The organism is Streptomyces sp. NPDC003011, assembly GCF_053591515.1.
In genome coordinates this window covers 40,868-60,641 of the sequence record NZ_JBSFTY010000001.1, presented here as the reverse complement: position 1 = coordinate 60,641, position 19,774 = coordinate 40,868, and the positions used below count along the sequence as shown (strand labels likewise).

Here is a 19,774-nt window from a genome sequence, read left to right as displayed (position 1 = left end):
CATGTACCAGTGTCCTGTCTGCGGGCTTGGCCCAAGCGGTAGACGAGAACGACATACCTACCGGTTCCCTTACAAACAGGTCACGCACCCTCGACAGATGAATGTGAGAGGGGTCACCCTGTCATTCATCCACGCGGGGAGGCATGGATGGGCAGGAGCCGCAGAACACTTCCGGAGGAGCTTCTGCTGCTGGCGTTGGACCCGGCCACGGGTACCACCGCACAGCCGCAGTCGCTCGACCTTGGTCTGGCCGGAGCACAGCTAGTGGAGCTGGCGCTGGCCGGACGGATAGCCCCAGACGGGGATCGTATCGCCGTGGTGTCCCCACGGCCGACTGGAGATCCGACACTGGACTGCGCGTTGGAGTTGCTGCGAAGGCGTGGCGCTCCCGTACGGGCGGTCCACTGGATTGGCGGGCCGCGTCTCGGGCTGCGCCAGACCTACCTCTCGCATCTGGAGCGGTGCGGCATGGTGCATGCCGTGGCGGGCCAGATGTGCGGGGTGTTGCCGACGACTCGCTACCAGGCGAGTCAGACCGAGATCAGCCGGGAGATCAAATCCCGACTGGACTCCGCGATCCGCACCGGCGTACCGCCGGACCCGCGGACCGCGGCGCTCGCCGCACTGGCGCACGCGGTCGGCCTCGGCAAGCATCTGTACCCCGGGAACGAGGGGCGGTCCTCCCGCTCCCGGCTCAGGGACCTGATCAGGCACGACCCCATGGGCGGCCTCGTGGCGCACGCCGTGATGGACGTTCAGAACGGTGTGGCGGCCCAGCCGCGCCGCAGCCCGGCACCGGCCGGCCGTCAGGTCGCCCCCGGAGCCAGGCCCGCACCGGAACCCGCCCGCGGTGTTCCGATGCAACCGCACCGCGGATCCATGGCGCGCGCTGTGGCCCACTGAGCCGCGGCTCACAGGGCGACAGCACCACCACAGAAGTACGCGCACCAGAGCAGTACCCGCAGCACCGCAGTACGCGCAGCACCGCAGTACGCGCACCACCGCAGTACGCGCTGCGTGCAGTACGAACGCACCCGCACCACGCACCACAGAGCGCCGCACCGCAGTCCCCAGACCCGGTACGGGAGCCGCTGGTCCGCGCGGGGCGACGGGACCGTACGTCCGGGCCACCGGTCGCAGAAACGGTCCCGCCGCCCCGCGCGGCCGTCTGTGGGTGAGGAGTTGGTGGCGAGGATTCCCCGATCCCCGTGCACGCGGCGCATATCCACCGTTTCCCAGCGGTACTGAGCACCTTGGTGGCAGTCTGCTCAACAGCAGATACGCAAAGTGGCAAGTACGAGGCACGCAGCCGGAGGTGCACGTCCCGTGGCGTCCAATGTCAATCCCACCGTCAGGCGGCGCCGGCTGGGCCAGGAGCTGCGCCGGCTCCGCGAGCTCAAGGGCATGACGGCCGAGGAGGTCGCCGAGCGACTGCTGGTGTCACAGTCGAAGATCAGCCGCCTGGAGAACGGGCGGCGCAGCATCAGCCAGCGCGACGTCCGCGATCTGTGCGGGGTCTACGAGGTCGAGGACCAGCGGGTCGTCGAGTCGCTGATGCAGATGGCCAAGGACTCGCGGCAGCAGGGCTGGTGGCACGCGTTCGGGGACATCCCGTACAGCGTCTACATCGGCCTGGAGACGGACGCGGAGTCGCTGAGGGTCTACGAACCCCAGATCATCACCGGGCTGTTGCAGACCCGCGCCTACGCCGAGGCCATCATCAGGGGCGGTTCGCCGGAGACCTCGGACACCGAGATCGACAAGCGGGTGCAGGTCCGGCTGCGGCGGCAGGATCGTATCGCCGCCGAGGGGGAGCCGCTCAGGCTGTGGGTGGTCCTGGACGAGGCGGCGCTGCGCCGGGTGGTGGGCAGCCGTCAGGTGATGCGCGAACAGCTGGAACACCTCGCGGAGATGTCCCAGCGGCCGCACATCACCGTGCAGGTGCTGCCCTTCGAGGTGGGGGCGCATCCCGGCATCAACGGCCAGTACTCGATCCTGGAGTTCGCCGACGCGGCCGACTCCAGCGTGGTGTACATCGAGGGCGTCACCAGTGACCTCTACCTGGAGAAGGCGCACGACGTGCAGAAGTACACCGTGATGTACGAGCACTTGAGGGCGCAGGCGCTGAACGTCGACCAGTCGACCCGGCTCATCGAGGACGTGGCGAAGGAGTACGCCCGGGAGTACGCCCCCTGATCCGGTGTGCCTTCCGGGGCTGGTGCGGGAGCTGCTCGCGCGGCGGAGGCGGGATGTTACACCGCGCCCAGGTCTCACTGGAAGGATCCTCTGGAATATGCCATCCAGACGAGTGAACGACTGCTCCAGAAGAGGGTGCGAGCGAGTAGCGTCGATCACGCCAACGATCAGCAAAGGTTGGCGTGAACCGCACTGCGCAACTGGAACTGGCTAACGGAGCAAACATGGCAATTCTTCAGGGCGCCACGGACTCGTGGACGAAGTCCTCGTACTCCAACAACAACGGCGCCTGCGTCGAGGTCAAGTCGCCCACCGTCACGGCGCTCGCCGTCCGTGACTCCAAGGTCACCGAGGGACCGACGCTGGCCTTCCCCGCCCAGGCGTGGACCGCCTTCGTGGCGTCGGTCAAGGCGTAAGGGACGGATCCTCCCGATCCTCTGCCCGGTTCGCCGGCAACTTCACAAGCACCACCGAAAGAGCCCTCTCGACCAGTTCGCCGTCCTAGCCGAGAGGGCTCGGCTTGTGCCCCGGCCCCGCCGGGGCCAGGTCACCTCCCTATCGGGAACGCCACGTCGCACACCGGGTCCTCGGCTCCCGCCGCGTCCCAGTCCGCGAAGTACACCTCACGGCACGGTCCGGCCGGCCGCAGCCCCTGGGCCGCCATCCACCGCTCCACCGCCTCGAACGCGGCCAGGATCTGCGGATAGGCCACCTGCGCCTTGGTGATCCGGGTGTACGCCAGCCGTCCGGCCGGCTCCACTCGCACCGTCGTCCGCCAGGCCCGCCCCCGCTGCTCCGCCCACGCCCGGGCCGCCGCCTCGTCGGCCACCGGCACGCACGACTCGGCGGGGCCGTCGCTCTCCATCGACACCTCGGAGTGGTAGGCGACGAACGGCGCCCCCGTCGTCCCCCCGCACTCCCGGGCCGCCTCCTCCAGCCGCCCCAGCGACGCGCCGATCCACTCCGGCAGTTCAGCCGCCAGCAGGTGCCGGCTCTCGGCGATCACCACCTGCTCGGGCACGTCCACCGTCTCGACCACGAACTTCCCGTACATCTCGGAGCTCCTCCCCGACAGTCGTCCACGGAGGTACTCGGCGAGCGTCCGCTGCGCGGCCAGCCGGCTCTCGACGTCCGCCCAGTAGGCGGCGAGCCGGTCCGCGGCCTGCGCCCCGTCCGCCTCGACCACCTCGGCGATCCGCGCCAGCGGCATGTCGAGCCGCCGCAGCAGCGCCACGAGCCGGGCGCGTTCGACCTGGTCCGCGCGGTAGTAGCGGTAGCCGCTGACCTCGTCGACGTGCGCCGGGGCCAGCAGCCCGAGCCGGTCGTACAGCCGCAGGGCCTTCGCCGACAGGCGGGCCCGCGCCGCGAACGCGCCGATGGTGAGCAGTGCTTCGTCGTCCACGACGTCCACCCCGTCCACCACCACGCCGTCGTCCGTCACCGGGCGGCTTCCTCCGCCCGGTGACCAGGACACTCGGCCCTGCCCCAGGGGCAAGGTCAACCGGCGAGCTGTGCCTCTATGGCGGCCACGACCTCCGCCGACTCCGGCTCGGTCTGCGGCGAGAAGCGGGCGACGACCTTGCCGTCCCGGCCGATCAGGAACTTCTCGAAGTTCCAGCGGATGTCCCCGCTGTGGCCCTCGGCGTCGGCGAAGCCGACCAGACGGTCGTAGAGCGGATGCCGGCCCTCTCCGTTGACCTCGACCTTCTCGGTCAGCGGGAAGGTCACGCCGTACGTCGCCGAGCAGAACTCGGCGATCTCCTCGGCGCTGCCGGGCTCCTGCCCGAGGAACTGGTTGCACGGCACCCCGAGCACCGTGAACCCGCGGCCGGCGTACCGCTCGTGCAGCCGCTCCAGCCCGTTGTACTGCGGGGTCAGCCCGCACTTGGAGGCCACGTTCACGACCAGCACCGCCTGGCCTGCGTACTGCGAGAGATTCGCGGAACCGCCCTTCAGAGCGGCGATCCCGACGTCGAGGGGGGAGGAACCGTGCGTGTCAGTCGTCTCAGTCGTCATGAGCGGATGCTAGCCGCGCGAGATGTCGGCCCCCCGGCCGCACCCTGACCTTCCGCCCATTTGACCTCAGACACGGGACGTTCACGCGCCGCGTGGCGCGGTGGCACAGGGCCACCGCGCCACAGGTGCGGTGTTCCGGGTGGTCCGGGTCAGCCCGTACCGCAGGAGACGGTCGGCCAGGTCCAGTTGCCGTTGGGCTGGATGGTGACGCCGAAGGTGTTGCCGTTGCCGTTGGGTTTGGCGGTCAGTGTCTGGGTGTTGGGGTAGGTGGCGGTGGTGTTCCAGGTGGAGAGCACTTTGGCGGGGGAGGGGACGTTCATGGTGACGGTCCAGTTGCTGGAGCCGGAGACGGTGACGTTGAGGTTGTAGCGGTCGCTCCACTGCTGGCCCGCGGACACGGTCGCGGTGCAGCCGCTGCCGGTGCCGCCGCCGGTGCCGCCGCCGGAGCCGCCGCCGTCGGGAGCCACGGCGCGGCCGGTCTGCGGCGAGATCATCCCGGCACACAGGCCGCGAGCGGCCAGCCCCTGCGCGATCCGCGGGATCGCGGCGAGCGTGTTGGCGGACCAGTCGTGCATGAGCATGATCTGGCCGTTGGTGAGCCGGCCGGCGGCCTGCACGATCGCGTCGGTACTGGCGCCGTTCCAGTCCTGGGAGTCCACGTCCCAGATGATCTCGGTCAGGCCGTACTTGGCCGCGACCGACTTCACCGTCGCGTTGGTCTCGCCGTACGGCGGCCGGAACAGCTTCGGAGTGCCGCCGCCCGCGCTCGCGATGGCCTGCTGGGTCCGGGAGATCTCCGAGTCGATCTGGGACTGGCCGAGCTGGGTCAGGTGCGGATGGGTGTAGCTGTGGTTGGCGACCCACATGCCGGCGTCGACCTGGGCCCGTACCTGGGACGGGTTGGCGGCGGCGTACTGGCCCTGGTTGAACATCGTGGCCCGCAGCCCGTTCTGCCTGAGCGCGCTGAGCAGGCTCGTCGTGCTGCCGGACGGGCCGTCGTCGAAGGTGAGCCCGACGTACCCGTTGCAGGCGGCGGCCCGCGCCGGGGCGGCCTGCGCGGCCTGTGCGGTGTGCGCGGTGAGCGTGCCGGCGGCGGCCGTCGCGACGACGGCCAGCCCGGTGCCCAGGGCGCGTAAGCAGCGCATCGAGAGACGTGGTCTGGTGCTCATACGGAGTGTTCCTCCAGCCTGGGATGCGGGGTCAGCTCGCGCTGCAGGAGACGGTCGGCCAGGTCCAGTTGCCGTTGGGCTGGATGGTGACGCCGAAGGTGTTGCCGTTGCCGTTGGGTTTGGCGGTCAGTGTCTGGGTGTTGGGGTAGGTGGCGGTGGTGTTCCAGGTGGAGAGCACTTTGGCGGGGGAGGGGACGTTCATGGTGACGGTCCAGTTGCTGGAGCCGGAGACGGTGACGTTGAGGTTGTAGCGGTCGCTCCACTGCTGGCCCGCGGACACGGTCGCGGTGCAGCCACCGCCGGTGCCACCGCCGGTGCCGCCGCCGGTACCGCCGCCCGAACCGGTGCCACCCACCGTGATGTTGGAGCTTCCGCTGCTCTGGTATCCCTCGGTCGCGAGGATCATGTAGTAGTTGAAACTGCCGAGGGGCATTCCGGCGCGGGTCCAGGCGTCGAAGTGGTTGCCGGTGGTGATGGTTCCCCCCGTCCTCTTCGACTGCCGGACGCTCCAGTACTGGTCGAACGTGCGCGTGCCTTCGACGGACGGGGCGTTGTACCGCGTCGTCTTGTAGATGTCGTACGTACCGCCGTCACTGGTGACGGTCCCCATGGGCGTCCCCGTGGGCCGGTACGTGCCCCAGTTGTCGACGATGTAGTACTCGACGAGCGGGTTCGAGGTCCACCCGTAGAGGGTCAGGTAGGCGTTGCCGGACGGGTTGAACGTGCCCGAGTAGGTCACCGCCCTGCGTGAGCCGGTGCTCCAGCCCTTGCCGGCGACGAAGTTGCCGGTGTTGCTCCACGAGGTGCTGTAGTTGCCCCCGGAGCCCAGGTTCATGGAGACCGTGCCGGGGGCGTCGGTCCAGAACGAGTAGTAGTAGCCGTTGTTCGTGCCGGTCTGGTTCGTGTTGACGACCGTGTCGGCGTGGGCGGTGCCCGGCATGGTCATCGCGGCCACAGCGACCAGCGCGGTGGCGCAGACACCGCTGATGAACAGCCTGAAGCGGCTGAGCGTCCGGAAGCGGCCGAGGCCGCGACCGCGACCGCGTGCCCGGTCGGCGGGGTGTTCGGGGTGTGCGGGTGCGGGTGCGTCGTTCATGTGTGTTCCTCCTCGTCCTCGTGAGGCCGGCGGCGGACCAGACAGCGGGACATGACCTGCGGTGGTCGCGACCGGCAGGTGAGGGTGGCCGCGCAGGGACGGCGGCGACCGAAGTGGCAGCGGTTGAGCCCTGCCAACGGCGACAGTGTTGGTCTGGCCACGTCAACTGTCAACTGTTTCGGCAATGATCGCGAAACATTCGGTCGGTGGTTGAGGGGGCGAGGGCGCGTAATGCCTGATCAGAACCCGTTCGCGGTGGACCTGTTCGGCCATGGCTGGCAAGGTTGCCGAAGGTCGCGATCTGTGTGGACCCTCGATTCTTCGAAAGTTTCGAGGAATTTCCGGATCAAACAGAGCTGACAGAGAGGGCCGTGTCACTGCCTCGGAAGCGGTGGCACGACCCTCTCCTGGCTGCCGACTCGTGTGAACCGAGGTTCACTTGTGCCGCTGGGGGATCCATTCACGGATGCGCTTGGTCTGACGATCATGCTGAGAGGCGAAGCCTGTGACTCCAAGGCGTGATCCCGAGGCGTGATCCCAAGGCGTGATCCCGAGGCGTGACTCCGAAGTGCCAGGCGATGTCAGGAGGCGGAGTCCGGGCGGGATGTGTGGGCAGGATGGCCGGCTGTGCGGCGGGTCTCCTTCAGCTCCGCCTCGTACAGATGGTCACGGCCTTCGGCCAACTGGTCCACCGCGGCGCGTTCGAGCCGTTTGAACGGCTCGTAATAGGTGGCGTCATAAGCTTCGATGATCTGGAAAGTCCAGTGGCCGGGGATGACGTTGCGCCCCAGGACCTCTGTCTCTACTTTCTCGGCCCACTCCGCGTGATCTGCTTTTCGCAGGAGCTCCACCGCGCGGTCCAGTTCCAGATCCGCCGTGCCGGTCAGCTGGTGAAAACTGTAGAGATGCCCGCGGGCCCGCTCTGTGGTCTCCAATGCCTTCGACAGAGAACCCAGGGCCTGCACCATCGTGTCGCTGAGGCCCTCGGGGCGCTGATGGGCGTGGTCGGGGACGTCGTTGTGAGCGCTCATGCTGTTTCTACCCAGGAGATGGTGGTCGGATTGCCGCCTCGGAAACTCAGGGAACTCAAGGGATCCCCGAGGATCTCAGGAGGCACTGCCTTCGGTTGAGGGTGCCCCCTTCTCCCGGAAAACACCCGCGCTCCGGCGAATGCCCCCCAGACGGAACAGGGCGGGCGGAATGAGGGCGGGCGGGCGATGAGGGTGAGCGGGCGATGAGGGCGGACGCGCTCGGCACCGCCCGCCACCGCTCGCCACCGCCCGCCCCTGCCCGCCGGGGCGCACGCCGCTCGCCGCTCGCCGCTCGCCGCCGACCGTCCCCGGCTGATCGCCGGCTGATCGTCGGCGCAGTTTGGTCGCCCAGGTCATGTGGGGTTTGCGCCAGACGTGGTACTCGCCCACAGGAGCCGCTTTCGACAGCCGACTCGTCACCGGCCCGACCGTGAGGACCAGAGCCATGACCGCACACACGCGCCACCCGGCCCGTACCTCCCGCACCCCCGTACAGCAGGCCGCCATGGCGGTGGGAGCCGTATTCCTCCTCGTGGGCATCCTGGGATTCATCCCCGGCATCACCACGCGTTACAGCACGATGGAATTCGCCTCGCACGAATCGGGTGCCGAGCTGCTGGGCATTTTCCAGGTTTCCATCCTGCACAACCTCGTCCACCTGGCTTTCGGCATCGCCGGCCTGGCACTGGCCCGGACGGCTTCCGGAGCGTATTCCTACCTGCTGGGCGGCGGTGCCATTTACCTGGTGCTGTGGATCTACGGTCTGGTCGTCAGCCACGGCAGTGACGCGAACTTCGTCCCCGTCAACGCCGCCGACGACTGGCTGCACTTCGTCCTGGGCATCGCGATGATTGGTCTCGCCCTTCTCCTCAGCCGACGGGGTGTCCGGCACTGACGCCGCGGTAAGGGCGGCGCGCAGCGCGTTCATCGCCTGCGAAGAGGTCCCCGTCTGACACAAGGACGACGGCATGCAGACTTTCCTGCCCTATTCCGACTTCAGGGCCTCGGCCCTGGCCCTGGACCGTCGCCGGCTCGGGAAACAGCGGGTCGAGGCATTGCAGGTCCTGCGCGGCCTGATCGTGCCGGGTTACGGGTGGCGCCACCATCCGGCGGTGCGGATGTGGACCGGATACGAGGAGGCGCTGGTCCGGTACGGCCTGGAAATCTGCAAGGTGTGGTGTGAGCAGGGCCGCCAGGACAGCTGTGCGACCACTCTCGTCGCCGATCTGTTCGCGTTCCGTCCCGGTGCCTCGATACGCGACCAGGCGCTGCTGGCGGACGCCGGTGAGCTGCCGTCCTGGCTCGGTGACGACGCCTTTCACCGCAGCCACCGGTCGGCACTGGTCCGCAAGGACCCGACCACGTACGCACAGCTCTTCCCCGACGTACCGGATGACCTGCCCTACGTCTGGCCGGCGTCGGACCGGACGGCGGAGCCGCTTCCCGAGGCGTGAGGCGCGAGGCGCGAGACGTGAGGCGGACTCCAGCAGGGCCGTGCAGGCCCCTTCGGCGGCCCGGTCCTGCGCCGGGTCCGGGGGCCGGGGCCGGGGTACCGAGGGTGAGCAGGGTGTCGTAGGGGTAGTGCCGAAGGCCGAGGCAAGGCCAAAAGCCGCCGGGTGCGGCCACGAGCGGTGAGGCGGCGGGCAGCCCCGCGCGCCGAGTCGTCAGGCGGGCTGGACGGTGATGGTGCAGAGGCGCTTGGTGGCCCGGGTCAGGGCTACGTACACGTCCCTTTCCCCACCGGAGCGGGCCGTGCTGATTTCCTCGGGGTTCACGACGACGACCCCGTCGAATTCCAGGCCGCGTGCTTCGGACGCCGGCACAATGCGTGCGTGGTGAGCGATGCCCTGGGCCGTCAGCTCGCTCACCCTGGTGTCCGCGCAGATCACTCCCAGCAGCTCGCCCGGGTGCGCGGTGCTCTGGGCGCGGAGTTCCTGAACGACGGCGGTGACCAACCCGTCCGCAGGCGTGGTCACGGTGCGAGGGCTCTCACCGCTTCGCAGTGACCGTGTGGGCTTCTGGTCCGGAGCGATCCGCGTGAGCAGGTCCCGGACGCTCTCCAGGATCTCCTGCGTGGTGCGGTAGCTGACGGTCAGGTGGTGCAGTGCGAACCGCGGTCCGACGTGGGGGCTCAGTGCTTCCTTCCAGTCGCGCGCTGTCGCGACCGGGCCTGCCTGGGCGAAGTCACCCACCAGCGTCATCGCCCTTGCCGGGCAGCGGCGGACGATCATCCGCCACTGCATGGCGGTCAGTTCCTGCGCCTCGTCGACGACGACGTGCCCGTACGTCCGCTCAGGGGGGCCGTCGACCAGGCTCGCCGCCTCGTCCAGCAACGGCACATCGGCATCGGTCCACGGGTCGTCCGGACCGCGCAGCAGAAGGGACCGCTCCTGCGCGGTCAGGCGGGGCAGGCGCTCGGCGAGAGCGCCGGCGTTCGTCAGGAGCGCCTTCACCAGGTCACCGGGTGCCAGCCGCGGCCACAACACCTCGACCGCTCGGTCGACGCCGGCGTCGTCGAGGAGATCGGCTCGGATGGCGTCCAGGTCCAGCTCGTGGACCGGACCCGAGTCGGCCGCACCTTCGGCACGGCGCTGGGCGGCTCCCGTGAACCGGTCGAGGTCGATGCCCGTCATCGTTTCGGCATCGGCGTCGATCTGCTCCAGGAGGTCGCCCATGTCTCGTCGCATCGCGTCGGTGACAGCGTCGACCAAGAGCTCCTTGAACACCTGGCGCGCGGGGTTGTGCCCCGGTGCGGCTGCCACGGCGGCGTCGCGTGCCGTGGCGACCTCCTCGCCGGACAGGTGAACCAGTTCCTGTCCGACCCGCACGGTGAAGTCACCGGCGGGGGCTTGGTGGACGCGCAGCAGGCCGGCCAGGGCGTCGGCGAGGTCGGAGCTGCCCTTGAGACGCGCCGTGTCGAACGGGGCCGCCGTGTCCGTCGACACTCCGGCCAGTTCCCGGCAGGTCGCCAGAACGACGTCGTTCTCTCCGAGCGAGGGAAGGACCTGGGAGATGTAGTCGAGGAACCGGGCGTTCGGGCCCACCACCAGGACACCCTCCTCCGCGGCGCGCGGGAACGCGTACAGGACATAGGCCGCCCGGTGCAGGGCGACCACCGTCTTGCCGGTGCCGGGCCCGCCCTGCACCACGGTCACCCCGCGGTGGGCGGAGCGGACGATCTCGTCCTGCTCGGCCTGCAACGTCGCGACGGCCGCGTGCATCCTGCCCGTACGCCGTGCCGACAGAGCCTCGGCCAACGGGCCGTCCCCCACGACGTCCTCGTCGGTCGGGGCACTCCCGTCCAGCAGTTCGTCGCTCACCGAGATGACCGTGCGCTCCGCGAGGCGCAGGTGCCGGCGCCGCCGCAGGTCCATCGGGTGGACCGGTGTCGCCTCGTAGAAGGGCCGCGCCGCGTTCGCGCGCCAGTCCACGAGCAGAGGCAGGTCATCCTCCTCCGTGTGCAGTCCGATCCGCCCGATGTGCAGGGCCGTGCCGTCCGTCCAGTCGATGCGCCCGAAGACCAGCCCCTTTTCGGCGCCCTCCAGCCGGCCGATTTCCTTGGCCAGACGCTCGGCGGCGATTTCCCTCTCGTATGCCTCACCGGCGCTTTCCGCCGGGGCCTTCAGCACACTCGCTCGGTGTGCTCGCGCCTCGGAAAGCCGCTCGGTGAGCAACTCATACAAGGAGGACACATAATCCCGCTCCAATTCAACCGCACGCACAGCGGGATCATTCATTTTCGACAACAGGGGGCTCCTTCGATTCGAGCCATACCATACGGTCAAAGCACCCTGAAGATAAGTCTTGACTTACGTGGTGAAACCATGGCCCTATGACGCCGTTCCGTATATCGCCAATTGCGTTCCCGATGCCCGCCTGCCTTATGGGCGAGCCCGCCCTCGGATGCCGGCGATGTTTTGCCGCGCTCGGACTGCACTCGGACTGCACTCGGACCGCGCTCGGACCGCGCTCGGGAAAGCGGAGGACTCCACGTGCGGTACGGAGGAACGGACGGCCTGGTCCCCTCGACTCGCCACACGTCTCTCGACCCCGCACCAGCCGACCGCTCTTGACTCTCCGCGTTGGCCGGGCGACCGACCGCTGGCCGCCTGTCCAGCCACGGGCGGAGCGGCTCGACTGGTGCTGCCGTCATGAGATGGCACAGCCAAGCCCTCGCCAGCCACCCGCACCGGCCCAACCCGTCGGGCCGCGCGACCTACCGCCCGTTCACCCTGTCGCCTACCGTCACCAAAGGTGACTGCGTCGTCACCGATCCGACCCCGTCCGCCTTTCTGTAACCGTTCCCGTCCGTCCCGTTGACACTCTGCACACGTCCCCTTACTGTCACGCCAACATTGCGAACGTTGGACGAGATTTCGAACCCTGAAAGGTGACTGCCCTGTGCAGCCCCGGAATCAGCACGCACGTGGCCGGAACGCCGTGGCGCAGCCTGACGTACAGGAGCACACCGGCAAAGGGATCACGGGAGCCGGCGAGCGCCGGACGCCGGGTCGCAGCAACGCACTGATCCGCGATGCGCGGGGCACCGAGGCGTCCCAGCGCCGGCTCAGGCAGCGCGCAGGGCCGACCTGACCTCAACCATGTGAGCGAGGTCCGCCGGTTCTTCAGTCGCCTTGGAACTTGCGTACCCCCAAGACCCCCGACGCGACGACACCAGAACCTCCGACGACCTCGGCGGTTACGTGCGGACCGATGAGGGCGCCGAGCTGATCCGCCCCGGCGCACCGTTCCGTCTGAAGTCGGCTCGTCGGCTCGTCGGCTCGTCGGATCCGTCCAGGGTCAGACATCGCAGACGGGTGCCGTACGGGTGGATCCCCGGGTGCCCGTCACCCGGGAACGGGTCGGAGCGTCCGCCTCGCTCCCGACCGTCCTGCCGAGTGCCCGGCTGACTGCCCGGCCGACTGCCCGGCCCGCTCCACCGTTTCCCCAGCAACGTCCGATACGCCGTCATCCTCTCAACGACGAGAAGAACAAGGACCGATCACCATGTACACCCGAAGAGCCGCCCTCGCCTCCCTCGCCGGAGCCGTCTCTCTCGCTCTCACGTTGTCCGCCTGCGGCGAGAACAGCGAGGGCAGCTCCGAGACCAGCCCCGAGGGCGGTACCGTCGGCATCGCCATGCCGACCAGGTCCTCCGAGCGCTGGCTCACCGACGGCAAGAGCGTCGTCGAGAACCTGAAGACCGAGGGGTACAAGACCAAGCTGGTCTACGGTGACGACAACCCGAAAGTCCAGGTCGCGCAGATCGGGGACCTGATCAAGCAGGGCGTCGACGCGCTGATCATCGCGGCCATCGACGCCAAGTCGCTGAACGGCGTGCTGCAGCAGGCCGCGGATGCGGAGATACCGGTGATCTCCTACGACCGGCTCATCCTCGGCACCAAGAACGTCGATTACTACGTCTCCTTCGACAACGAGATGGTCGGCCGGATCCAGGCCCACCACATCATCAAGAAGCTCGGCCTGGAGGACGGCGAGGGCCCGTTCAACATCGAGCTGTTCGCCGGCTCCCCCGACGACAACAACACCAAATACTTCTTCGACGGTTCGATGGCGCTCCTGCAGCCGTTCCTGGACAGCAAGCAGCTGGTCGTCCCGTCCGGCCAGACCGAGCTCAGCCAGATCACCACCCTGCGCTGGGACGGGCCCACCGCGCAGAAGCGCATGAGCGGCCTTCTCGCCCAGTGGTACAGCGCCAAGAAGGTCGACGCGGTCCTGTCGCCGTACGACGGCATCTCCATCGGCGTCCTGTCCGCGCTGGAGTCGGACGGCTACGGCTCCGGCAGCAAACCGCTCCCGGTCATCACCGGTCAGGACGCCGAGCTGGCCTCGATCAAGTCGATCATCGCGGGTCAGCAGTCGCAGACCGTCTACAAGGACGTCCGCGAACTCGCCAGGGCCGCATCGGAGATGGTCGACGACATACTCAGCGACAGGGTGCCGCGGGTGAACAACCGGCGTGACTACAACAACGGCGTCAAGGACGTGCCCGCCCACCTGTTGCAGCCGCAGAGCCTCGACAAGGCCAACTACGACATCCTGGTCCAGGACGGCTACTACACCGCCAACGAGCTCAAGTAGCGACGTACCTTCTCCGCGCCAAGCCCGCCCGTCCCCTGCCTCGGCACGGCCGGCCGCCGCCCTTCCCTCGACGGCGGCAGGAACGTCGGCTTGGCTCAAGACCGACCCGACATCCCGATATCCCGATATCCCGACGACACTGACGCCGCTTGCCTTCGCCCGGGCTGTGTGCTTGCTCTGGAGCAGATCCTTTGGCCTACGCTTCGGGTTTATGGGGGCGATGGACTGGAGCGGTGTCCGGGAGCGGGTGGAGGGGTGGATTCTTAAAGGCTGACATTGACAACGGCCTTGTACATGAAGGGCCGTTGAGCGGTGGTGCGTGTCTGACTGCGTGACAGCGCCACGAGCAGGGCGGCCTCAGGTGCCATCGGGAGTGAGCGTGGCCATCATGCGGGCCACGCCCTCCCTCTCGGCCACCGTCGGCCCGGTCGAACGGGCGGGCGCGGGGCGTCTCGGGGTCCTCGGGGCGCTGAGGGACGATGCCGATGCCTCCACGAGAGCGCGGACCTTGGCGAACATCTCCTCGTCAAGCCGGTAAACGTCCCCATTCCCGGATTCGTAATGACGGAAGATGGCCTCCATCTCGGTCAGGTCATATCTGGACCCATCACCGTGTTCCATCCAGCTCTCCAGAGCCCATTCGGCGTAATCGTCCATGCGGCCTACGACATACTCATGCGCCTCTTCGCCTTTTTCGAAATCCGTCAGTAGTGAGGCGAAATCCAGGGCGTCGCTCAAGGATCGCCAATCCGGAAGATCGAACTCCATGATCCATTCGGCTGCCTGGTCGACCGCTTGCGGGAAGAATTCTCTGAGATCCTGTCTCTTCGAATCGCCGAGAAAGCTGAGAATGTCCTGAACCGTCTGCGGATCCCATGCCTCGCTGATCACGCTGTGTTCGCTGATGCTCCGCCACCCAATGTCATGCACGCGCTCGGACGCCACGGCGGTTCCCAGCTTCAGGCAGAGCAGGGCCCGATGGGCGTTGTCATGCGCGGAGTGGTGACCTTCCACCACGACGGTCTCCGCCCGGAAGGCAAGCTCCGCACTCCGTTCCAACTCCGGCATGCAGCGCATCAAGGCTTGCAGCACCTGCTCCGCGTTACGGGAGGAGAGCATGGACCATAGCGACTCGACCTGCTCGAAGAGCCGGATGCGACCGACGAAGTCCTTCATCTCGGAGTGATCGGAAGAGATGAAATCGCGCATGTAGTCACGCACCGACGGGTTATGGAACTCCACGAACATCACTTCTCCGTGACGCACACTCCTGAGCATCGTCCCGTCCAGCACCTTCAGTGCATTGTGCAGGTCCCGGAGTGCACCCCCCGACGAAGCCCAGACGCTTTCGAGCGTATCCATCCGGATACCGGACAGGAAGGATAGTTGCGTTTTAAGTAGGAGGGTGTCAGATGCCCCGATTTGATGGTTGACGATGTGGCCCCAAACGCGGCCGGGGTCATTCAGGTTCGCGACCATTTCGGTCGCGATGCGCTTCCCGGCGGTTCCGAATGCTACAGCCTCGGACAGCGTCGCGGCGATGACGCGCGGATTGAAATTCTCGTGCTGGACAATGGGTGCGTACGCATCTGGAGATGCGAATATTGACTTCGTGCGGTCCGGAAGGCTGGAGGCAGAGACGTGATTGTAGAGGATTGACGCCCTCGCCCCGTACGTGTAATCGGCCACATCGAGCACGCACGTCTGGACATCGAAACGGTGCCTATCGAGGCGCTCGTACCTCTGTCTGGCCTGCGCGAGAATGTACTCCCGCGTGGTGAGCAAAAACCTCTTGTTGGGGGAGTTCGTCGCCCGTTGCATCAGAGATATGAGGCGGCCGTCCTCGTTCTTCCCCAGCTTTTCGTCGATCGCGGTCTGTCCCAGAAAATCGTCGTAGTAGAACAGTTGAGGGACGTCAGGGTCCCATAGTGCATTTGCTTCCTCCGCGTCTTCGGAGATCTCTATGATGTCGTACCCGTGACTCGCGTAGTGGGCACACAGCACATGGCTGAGCGTGGTCTTACCTACTCCCGGAGCCCCTGCGACCACGCACACGTGCCGATCGTCAAGAAGTCGCAGCGCTTCCCCGAGGCTGCCGTTGTCGGCATACGTGCGCAGTGTGGCCTTGACTGCGTCGGCGAGGGCGTGGGAACGAGTGACGATGCTCTTGGACATGAGGGAGTTGAGTACCGAAGCGCTCGTGAGCCAAAGTCGAAGATGCCGCCTGACCACCTGATCGTGCTTGCGGAGAAGCGCATCGATGTCATCTTTGCCGTAGATGTCGCCCGGTGACCTGACGAACGGCTGCAGCATGTCGTAGAGCTTGTCCTTGGCGGCACGGCTGAGCTCGACCGATGTGGCAAGGACGTAGCGCCCTGGCTTGAGATGGGCGAGCTTGGGGGCCTCGGCCTTCCGCATGTGGGCCAGCAGCTTGGCTCGGCCGGACCGGTGGAAGTGCTTGCACTGCACGATGAGGGCGGGATCGTCTCCCTGCATATGCCGCAGATCCACGCCTCCGTCCGGCCCGGAGGTGAAGATCTCCAGCCGAACGCCGAATTCCAGCTCGAGGAGGTCCTTGCACACGGCCTCGAAGTCGAAGTCCGTCAGCCTGCCCACGTCGAACGTTTCCATGGTCCCGCCCCCTGCCTGATCATCCGCGGGCCGGGCCACTAGCCAGGGCTGCGGGCCCCGAAGTCACGCTGAACGGGGCGTGGATCAGCATTCCATGAGTCGCGATGTCATGCGTGCGGCTGGCTCTGGCCAGGGCTTTGGATATGGCAGAGCAGTCGGTGTCGTTCGAAGACGGCGGGGTCGTAAGCGCCGATCAGCGGATGACGCGGATCATCACGGTGAGGATCGGCGAGGCCGGTGACGGCTGGCTCCGCCCGATGTCCTCGTACCCCCACGACCTGTAGAGCGCGTGGACCTTCCCGTCGCCGGCAGCCGGGTTGACCATGAGAGTGACGAACGGCTCGTCGCGGGTGGCGAGGAGGGCGTCGTGGATACGGCGGGCGGTACCCGTCTTCCGCCAGGTCGGCCGGACACCGATCTCCTTCATGGCCACGGCCGGACGCTTGGTGTACTTCTCGGCCGGCGTCGGGCTGGTGCGCTGCCAGTACCGGTCGCCGTGCTCGATGGTGTTGCCGTAGGCGTAGCCGACCGGATTCCCGTCCGCATACGCGAGGACGGCCGTGAACCTCGGCTCGGTGCCGTGCCGGTCCAGGCGCTCCCCGAACGCGGTGACCGCGTAGTTCGGCAGGTGGAGCAACGGGGCGCGCACGTCGGCGTACACGTCGAGGAGGTCGCCGCGGGCCGTGTCGAGAGTCGTGAACGTGCGCAGTTCGATGGCGGGCGCCGTTGTCATGCAGCCATCCTCCAGGCGGCGGTGTGCTCGGTCCAGGTCTGCACGGTGGAGCTACCCGACGCGGTGGCGCGCAGTGCGGCCCCGAACTCCTGCAGCATGCGTGTGACCCGGGCGTGCTGGGTGGCGGCTTCGGCGGGGACCTTCATCGCGGTGGCTGTGGCGGCGTCGGGGGCGCCCTGGGCGAGCTGGGCGTGGGCGAGCCGGGTCGTGGTGATGGCCCGGGACCGGATCATGTGGGGCCGGAGGGCGGACAGACAGCGGTGGGCGTGGTACTCGGCGGTCGAGTAGTCGCCGAGCGCCAAGTGTGCGGAGAGGGCCAGGGAGTCCAGTTCGGCCTGGTCGTAGAAGGCGAGCATCCACACCGGTCGGTAGTCGGTGGGGTCGGCGCGCAGCATGGCGTCCTGTGCCTGATCGAACGCTCGGCGGGTGCCGGTGCGGTCCTGTGCCGCGCCGTGGATGGCGCCTTGGCGGGCCAGGCCGAGGGAGGCGAACAGGGGGTCACGGCGGGTGAGGTGCAGGTTGCGGGCGACGTCGTTGGCGGCGAACGCGTCCGCCGGTCGGCCCATGTGCCGGTACATGGTGCCCGCGTGACTCCAGATGCGGAACTTGATCGCCTGGTCGCCGGACATCTCGGCGAGGGCCTGGGACTCGCGCATGTGCGCCTTGGCGACGTCGTAGCGCCGGCCGTCGATGGCGGCCCACATCGCGGAGGAGCGGAAAGCGGCTGCTGAGGCATAGAGGTTGCTGCGTACGCGCTGGGTGGCACTGCCGGCGTTCTGGAGGTTGAGTGCCTCGTCGGCGAGGGCGGCGGCCCGCTGCTCGATGCCGAGTTGTCCGCCGTGGCGGTGGTCGCTGGCGATGATCTCGGCGAAGCGCTTGTTGAGGCGGTTGACGTCGCTCATGCCGATACGGCGCGGCGATGCGGTGCCGGGTGCGGCTGCTGCTGCGGCAGCCGCCGCGATGCTGCCGACGAGGGTGCGGCGCTTCATGTCGGAGTCCTCCTGCTGCGGTGAGGCCGGGGTGGACGAAGGCCGGCTCCGTGGCACGAACCCTAAAGCGACGGCGGGTAGTCCGGTGACGTCCTCAAGTGCCTTGCGGGCGGCTGACTTTGGCCAGGCGACCCGGCCCGCTTTCCATGCCCGGACCGATGAGCCGTCGAGTCCTCCAGGGCGCCCGGTCAACCGTTCAATGGCCCTGTTCACGGCCTCGGCGAGGCTGTTGGAGCTGTAGCCGTGTTCGGTCATCCACGCCTCAAGAACGGTATTGCGGGTGGTGTCCATGCGGGCACGGTAGTCCGCGCGATCCCAGCTCGCCAGGTAAAGGAGAGGTCAAAACGCCCTAGGTCGGTCCGTCGGCTGAGCAACTGAACGTCCTAACCAACCTGCTGGAAAAGGGAGTTGTCTGGGTACCGGTCGCCCTCTACGCCCCACCGTGCGGGCGGCTGTTGACGGCCCGGCCCGCCCCTGAGGTTTCCCCGCGGGGGTGGGCCGGGCGCCGAGACGACACGAAGGCTCCACCCCAATGACGAGTCTGAGAACACCAGTTGAGGCCCTCTCCGTCTGCCACCCCACGTACAGCCAGACCTTCCCGTGCGAGCCGTCCACGGCCGAGCTCGGCCGTGAACTCGTCCGGGACGTCCTCGGCGTGTGGCACCTCGACGGCCTCGCCGACCGAGCCGCGCTGATCATCACGGAGCTGATCGCGAACGCCTCCAGGCACACTCCGTGTCCCGAGATCCGCCTCACGGTTGGGCGGCCGAGCGCGACACGACTGCGTGTCGGGGTCGTGGACCGGGAACCATCGCGTTTGCCCACACTCAGCCAGGCGGCTGACGACGACGAGTCGGGGCGCGGGCTGCTCCTCGTCGATGCAGTCGCCGACCGGTGGGGCTACGACCTGCACGGCTCGGACAGACGGCCGTGGGGCAAAGAGGTCTGGGCGGAACTCCGCACCGAGGGCGGCAAGTGAGCGTCCCGGCCACGGCACCCTCGCCCCTTCCGGATCTGGCCCGACTCCGGCCCCGCCGGCAGATGGCCATGGATTGCGCCCTCTGTGCCCGGCGGCTGGGAGCGAGCGGTCGACGGCTGGGCGAGATATGCCACTGGGGCCTGACGTTCCAGCTCTGGGCCTGTGCTCCCAACTGCCAGGCCGCCCGATCGACTATCCCGACCAGCTGAGAAAGGGGATGTCCTTCCATGGAGTGGCCGTGGATCACCGGTGATTGCTGGCTCGGCTGCGGGCGTACCGGCGTCCTGGTGATCTGGCTCGGCCCGGTGCAGTGGGACGGGCAGCACGCGCCCTTCTACGCGTGCGGGCCGTGCCTCGATCGCCTCAAGGCCCAGGCGCTCGCCTACTTCATGGAGCGGCGGCCGACGTCCGCTTGATCAGACTCCCGGCACACGACTTCCCGGCGTGAGGCAGACAGCCCGCGAAGACTTCCCACGCGGAGCATGTCCCCTCGTGCCGGGCGGCCAGGAGCCGTCGGGTGAGCAGCTGCCTGGCAGCGCTCCCGTGACAGCACCTGGTGGGCGTTCCAGCCCAGTAACACCACAACGATTACGAGGAGTTTAAGCATGACGCGCAGCACCGTAGTTCCCAGCCGCACCGAAGTACGCCCGCAGATCCCGGGGGCATCGGACGGCTTCGACCTGGACGTTTCCCTCGTCGAGATCGCCGACCCGGCGGGCCTGGTCAACCTGACCGACGACAACTGCGGGTCCACCTGCGGCGCCTGCACCACCAACGTCGCCTGACCCGGACCCGAGATCACCCCAGTCTGGTGCCGCCGCGTCTCCGCGCG

18 protein-coding genes are annotated in these 19,774 nt (G+C 67.9%); 9 read left to right on the top strand and 9 right to left on the bottom strand.

The window, feature by feature from the left end; genetic code table 11:
* Positions 1-147 precede the first annotated feature (147 nt).
* From ACWD0J_RS00270 to ACWD0J_RS00260, 3 genes are all read left to right on the top strand, one after another.
* A complete protein-coding gene (locus ACWD0J_RS00270; RefSeq protein ID WP_451493439.1) occupies positions 148-903 on the top strand; it encodes a GOLPH3/VPS74 family protein in 756 nt (251 codons plus the stop codon).
* A 423-nt stretch (positions 904-1,326) separates the two neighbouring features.
* Positions 1,327-2,196, top strand: coding sequence for a helix-turn-helix domain-containing protein (locus ACWD0J_RS00265; protein ID WP_451493438.1), 870 nt, complete (start codon positions 1,327-1,329; stop codon positions 2,194-2,196).
* Between the two features lie 224 nt (positions 2,197-2,420).
* A complete protein-coding gene (locus tag ACWD0J_RS00260; RefSeq protein WP_286063026.1) occupies positions 2,421-2,612 on the top strand; it encodes a DUF397 domain-containing protein in 192 nt (63 codons plus the stop codon).
* Positions 2,613-2,743: 131 nt separating this feature from the next.
* Here the strand turns inward: ACWD0J_RS00260 and ACWD0J_RS00255 are convergent, their stop codons facing one another.
* The 5 genes from ACWD0J_RS00255 to ACWD0J_RS00235 all read right to left on the bottom strand — a co-directional run bounded on the left by ACWD0J_RS00255 (position 2,744) and on the right by ACWD0J_RS00235 (position 7,508).
* Positions 2,744-3,637 carry a MerR family transcriptional regulator gene (locus ACWD0J_RS00255; RefSeq protein WP_451493437.1) on the bottom strand — a complete coding sequence of 298 codons (894 nt, stop codon included), beginning with the start codon at positions 3,635-3,637 and terminating at the stop codon, positions 2,744-2,746.
* 56 nt (positions 3,638-3,693) lie between these two features.
* Positions 3,694-4,212, bottom strand: a complete 519-nt coding sequence (locus tag ACWD0J_RS00250; RefSeq protein WP_451493436.1) for a glutathione peroxidase — start codon at positions 4,210-4,212, stop codon at positions 3,694-3,696.
* Between the two features lie 149 nt (positions 4,213-4,361).
* Complete coding sequence (locus ACWD0J_RS00245) at positions 4,362-5,381, bottom strand: polysaccharide deacetylase family protein (protein ID WP_451493435.1); 1,020 nt, start codon at positions 5,379-5,381, stop codon at positions 4,362-4,364.
* 31 nt (positions 5,382-5,412) lie between these two features.
* Positions 5,413-6,477 carry a glycoside hydrolase family 11 protein gene (locus ACWD0J_RS00240; protein WP_451493434.1) on the bottom strand — a complete coding sequence of 355 codons (1,065 nt, stop codon included), beginning with the start codon at positions 6,475-6,477 and terminating at the stop codon, positions 5,413-5,415.
* A gap of 581 nt (positions 6,478-7,058) precedes the next feature.
* The gene (locus ACWD0J_RS00235) at positions 7,059-7,508 is read right to left on the bottom strand and encodes a hypothetical protein (RefSeq protein ID WP_451493433.1); all 450 of its coding nucleotides are present in this window, start codon (positions 7,506-7,508) and stop codon (positions 7,059-7,061) included.
* A 445-nt stretch (positions 7,509-7,953) separates the two neighbouring features.
* On the opposite strand from ACWD0J_RS00235, the gene ACWD0J_RS00230 reads away from it, so the two are divergent.
* Both ACWD0J_RS00230 and ACWD0J_RS00225 read left to right on the top strand, forming a co-directional pair.
* Positions 7,954-8,403, top strand: a complete 450-nt coding sequence (locus tag ACWD0J_RS00230) for a DUF4383 domain-containing protein (protein WP_451493432.1) — start codon at positions 7,954-7,956, stop codon at positions 8,401-8,403.
* 73 nt (positions 8,404-8,476) lie between these two features.
* A complete protein-coding gene (locus tag ACWD0J_RS00225; protein WP_451493431.1) occupies positions 8,477-8,962 on the top strand; it encodes an MSMEG_6728 family protein in 486 nt (161 codons plus the stop codon).
* 210 nt (positions 8,963-9,172) lie between these two features.
* On the opposite strand, the gene ACWD0J_RS00220 is transcribed toward ACWD0J_RS00225, so the two are convergent.
* A complete protein-coding gene (locus ACWD0J_RS00220; RefSeq protein ID WP_451493430.1) occupies positions 9,173-11,137 on the bottom strand; it encodes a HelD family protein in 1,965 nt (654 codons plus the stop codon).
* A 1,378-nt stretch (positions 11,138-12,515) separates the two neighbouring features.
* Here ACWD0J_RS00220 and chvE point away from each other — a divergent pair.
* Entirely contained in the window at positions 12,516-13,610 is a 1,095-nt protein-coding gene (gene chvE, locus ACWD0J_RS00215) for a multiple monosaccharide ABC transporter substrate-binding protein (protein WP_451493429.1), read from the top strand.
* Between the two features lie 357 nt (positions 13,611-13,967).
* Here chvE and ACWD0J_RS00210 read toward each other — a convergent pair whose 3' ends face one another.
* From ACWD0J_RS00210 to ACWD0J_RS00200, 3 genes are all read right to left on the bottom strand, one after another.
* A complete protein-coding gene (locus ACWD0J_RS00210; RefSeq protein ID WP_451493428.1) occupies positions 13,968-16,241 on the bottom strand; it encodes an nSTAND3 domain-containing NTPase in 2,274 nt (757 codons plus the stop codon).
* A 193-nt stretch (positions 16,242-16,434) separates the two neighbouring features.
* A complete protein-coding gene (locus ACWD0J_RS00205; protein ID WP_451493427.1) occupies positions 16,435-16,974 on the bottom strand; it encodes an N-acetyltransferase family protein in 540 nt (179 codons plus the stop codon).
* Positions 16,971-18,254, bottom strand: a complete 1,284-nt coding sequence (locus ACWD0J_RS00200) for an XRE family transcriptional regulator (protein WP_451493426.1) — start codon at positions 18,252-18,254, stop codon at positions 16,971-16,973. Before ACWD0J_RS00200 ends, ACWD0J_RS00205 begins: the two co-directional genes overlap by 4 nt.
* 241 nt (positions 18,255-18,495) lie before the next feature.
* Between ACWD0J_RS00200 and ACWD0J_RS00195 the strand changes: the two genes are divergently transcribed.
* From ACWD0J_RS00195 to ACWD0J_RS00185, 3 genes are all read left to right on the top strand, one after another.
* Positions 18,496-18,942, top strand: a complete 447-nt coding sequence (locus tag ACWD0J_RS00195) for an ATP-binding protein (RefSeq protein WP_451493425.1) — start codon at positions 18,496-18,498, stop codon at positions 18,940-18,942.
* A 227-nt stretch (positions 18,943-19,169) separates the two neighbouring features.
* Entirely contained in the window at positions 19,170-19,358 is a 189-nt protein-coding gene (locus ACWD0J_RS00190) for a hypothetical protein (protein ID WP_451493424.1), read from the top strand.
* Between the two features lie 189 nt (positions 19,359-19,547).
* Entirely contained in the window at positions 19,548-19,727 is a 180-nt protein-coding gene (locus tag ACWD0J_RS00185; RefSeq protein ID WP_016825826.1) for an FxLD family lanthipeptide, read from the top strand.
* Positions 19,728-19,774: the final 47 nt, after the last annotated feature.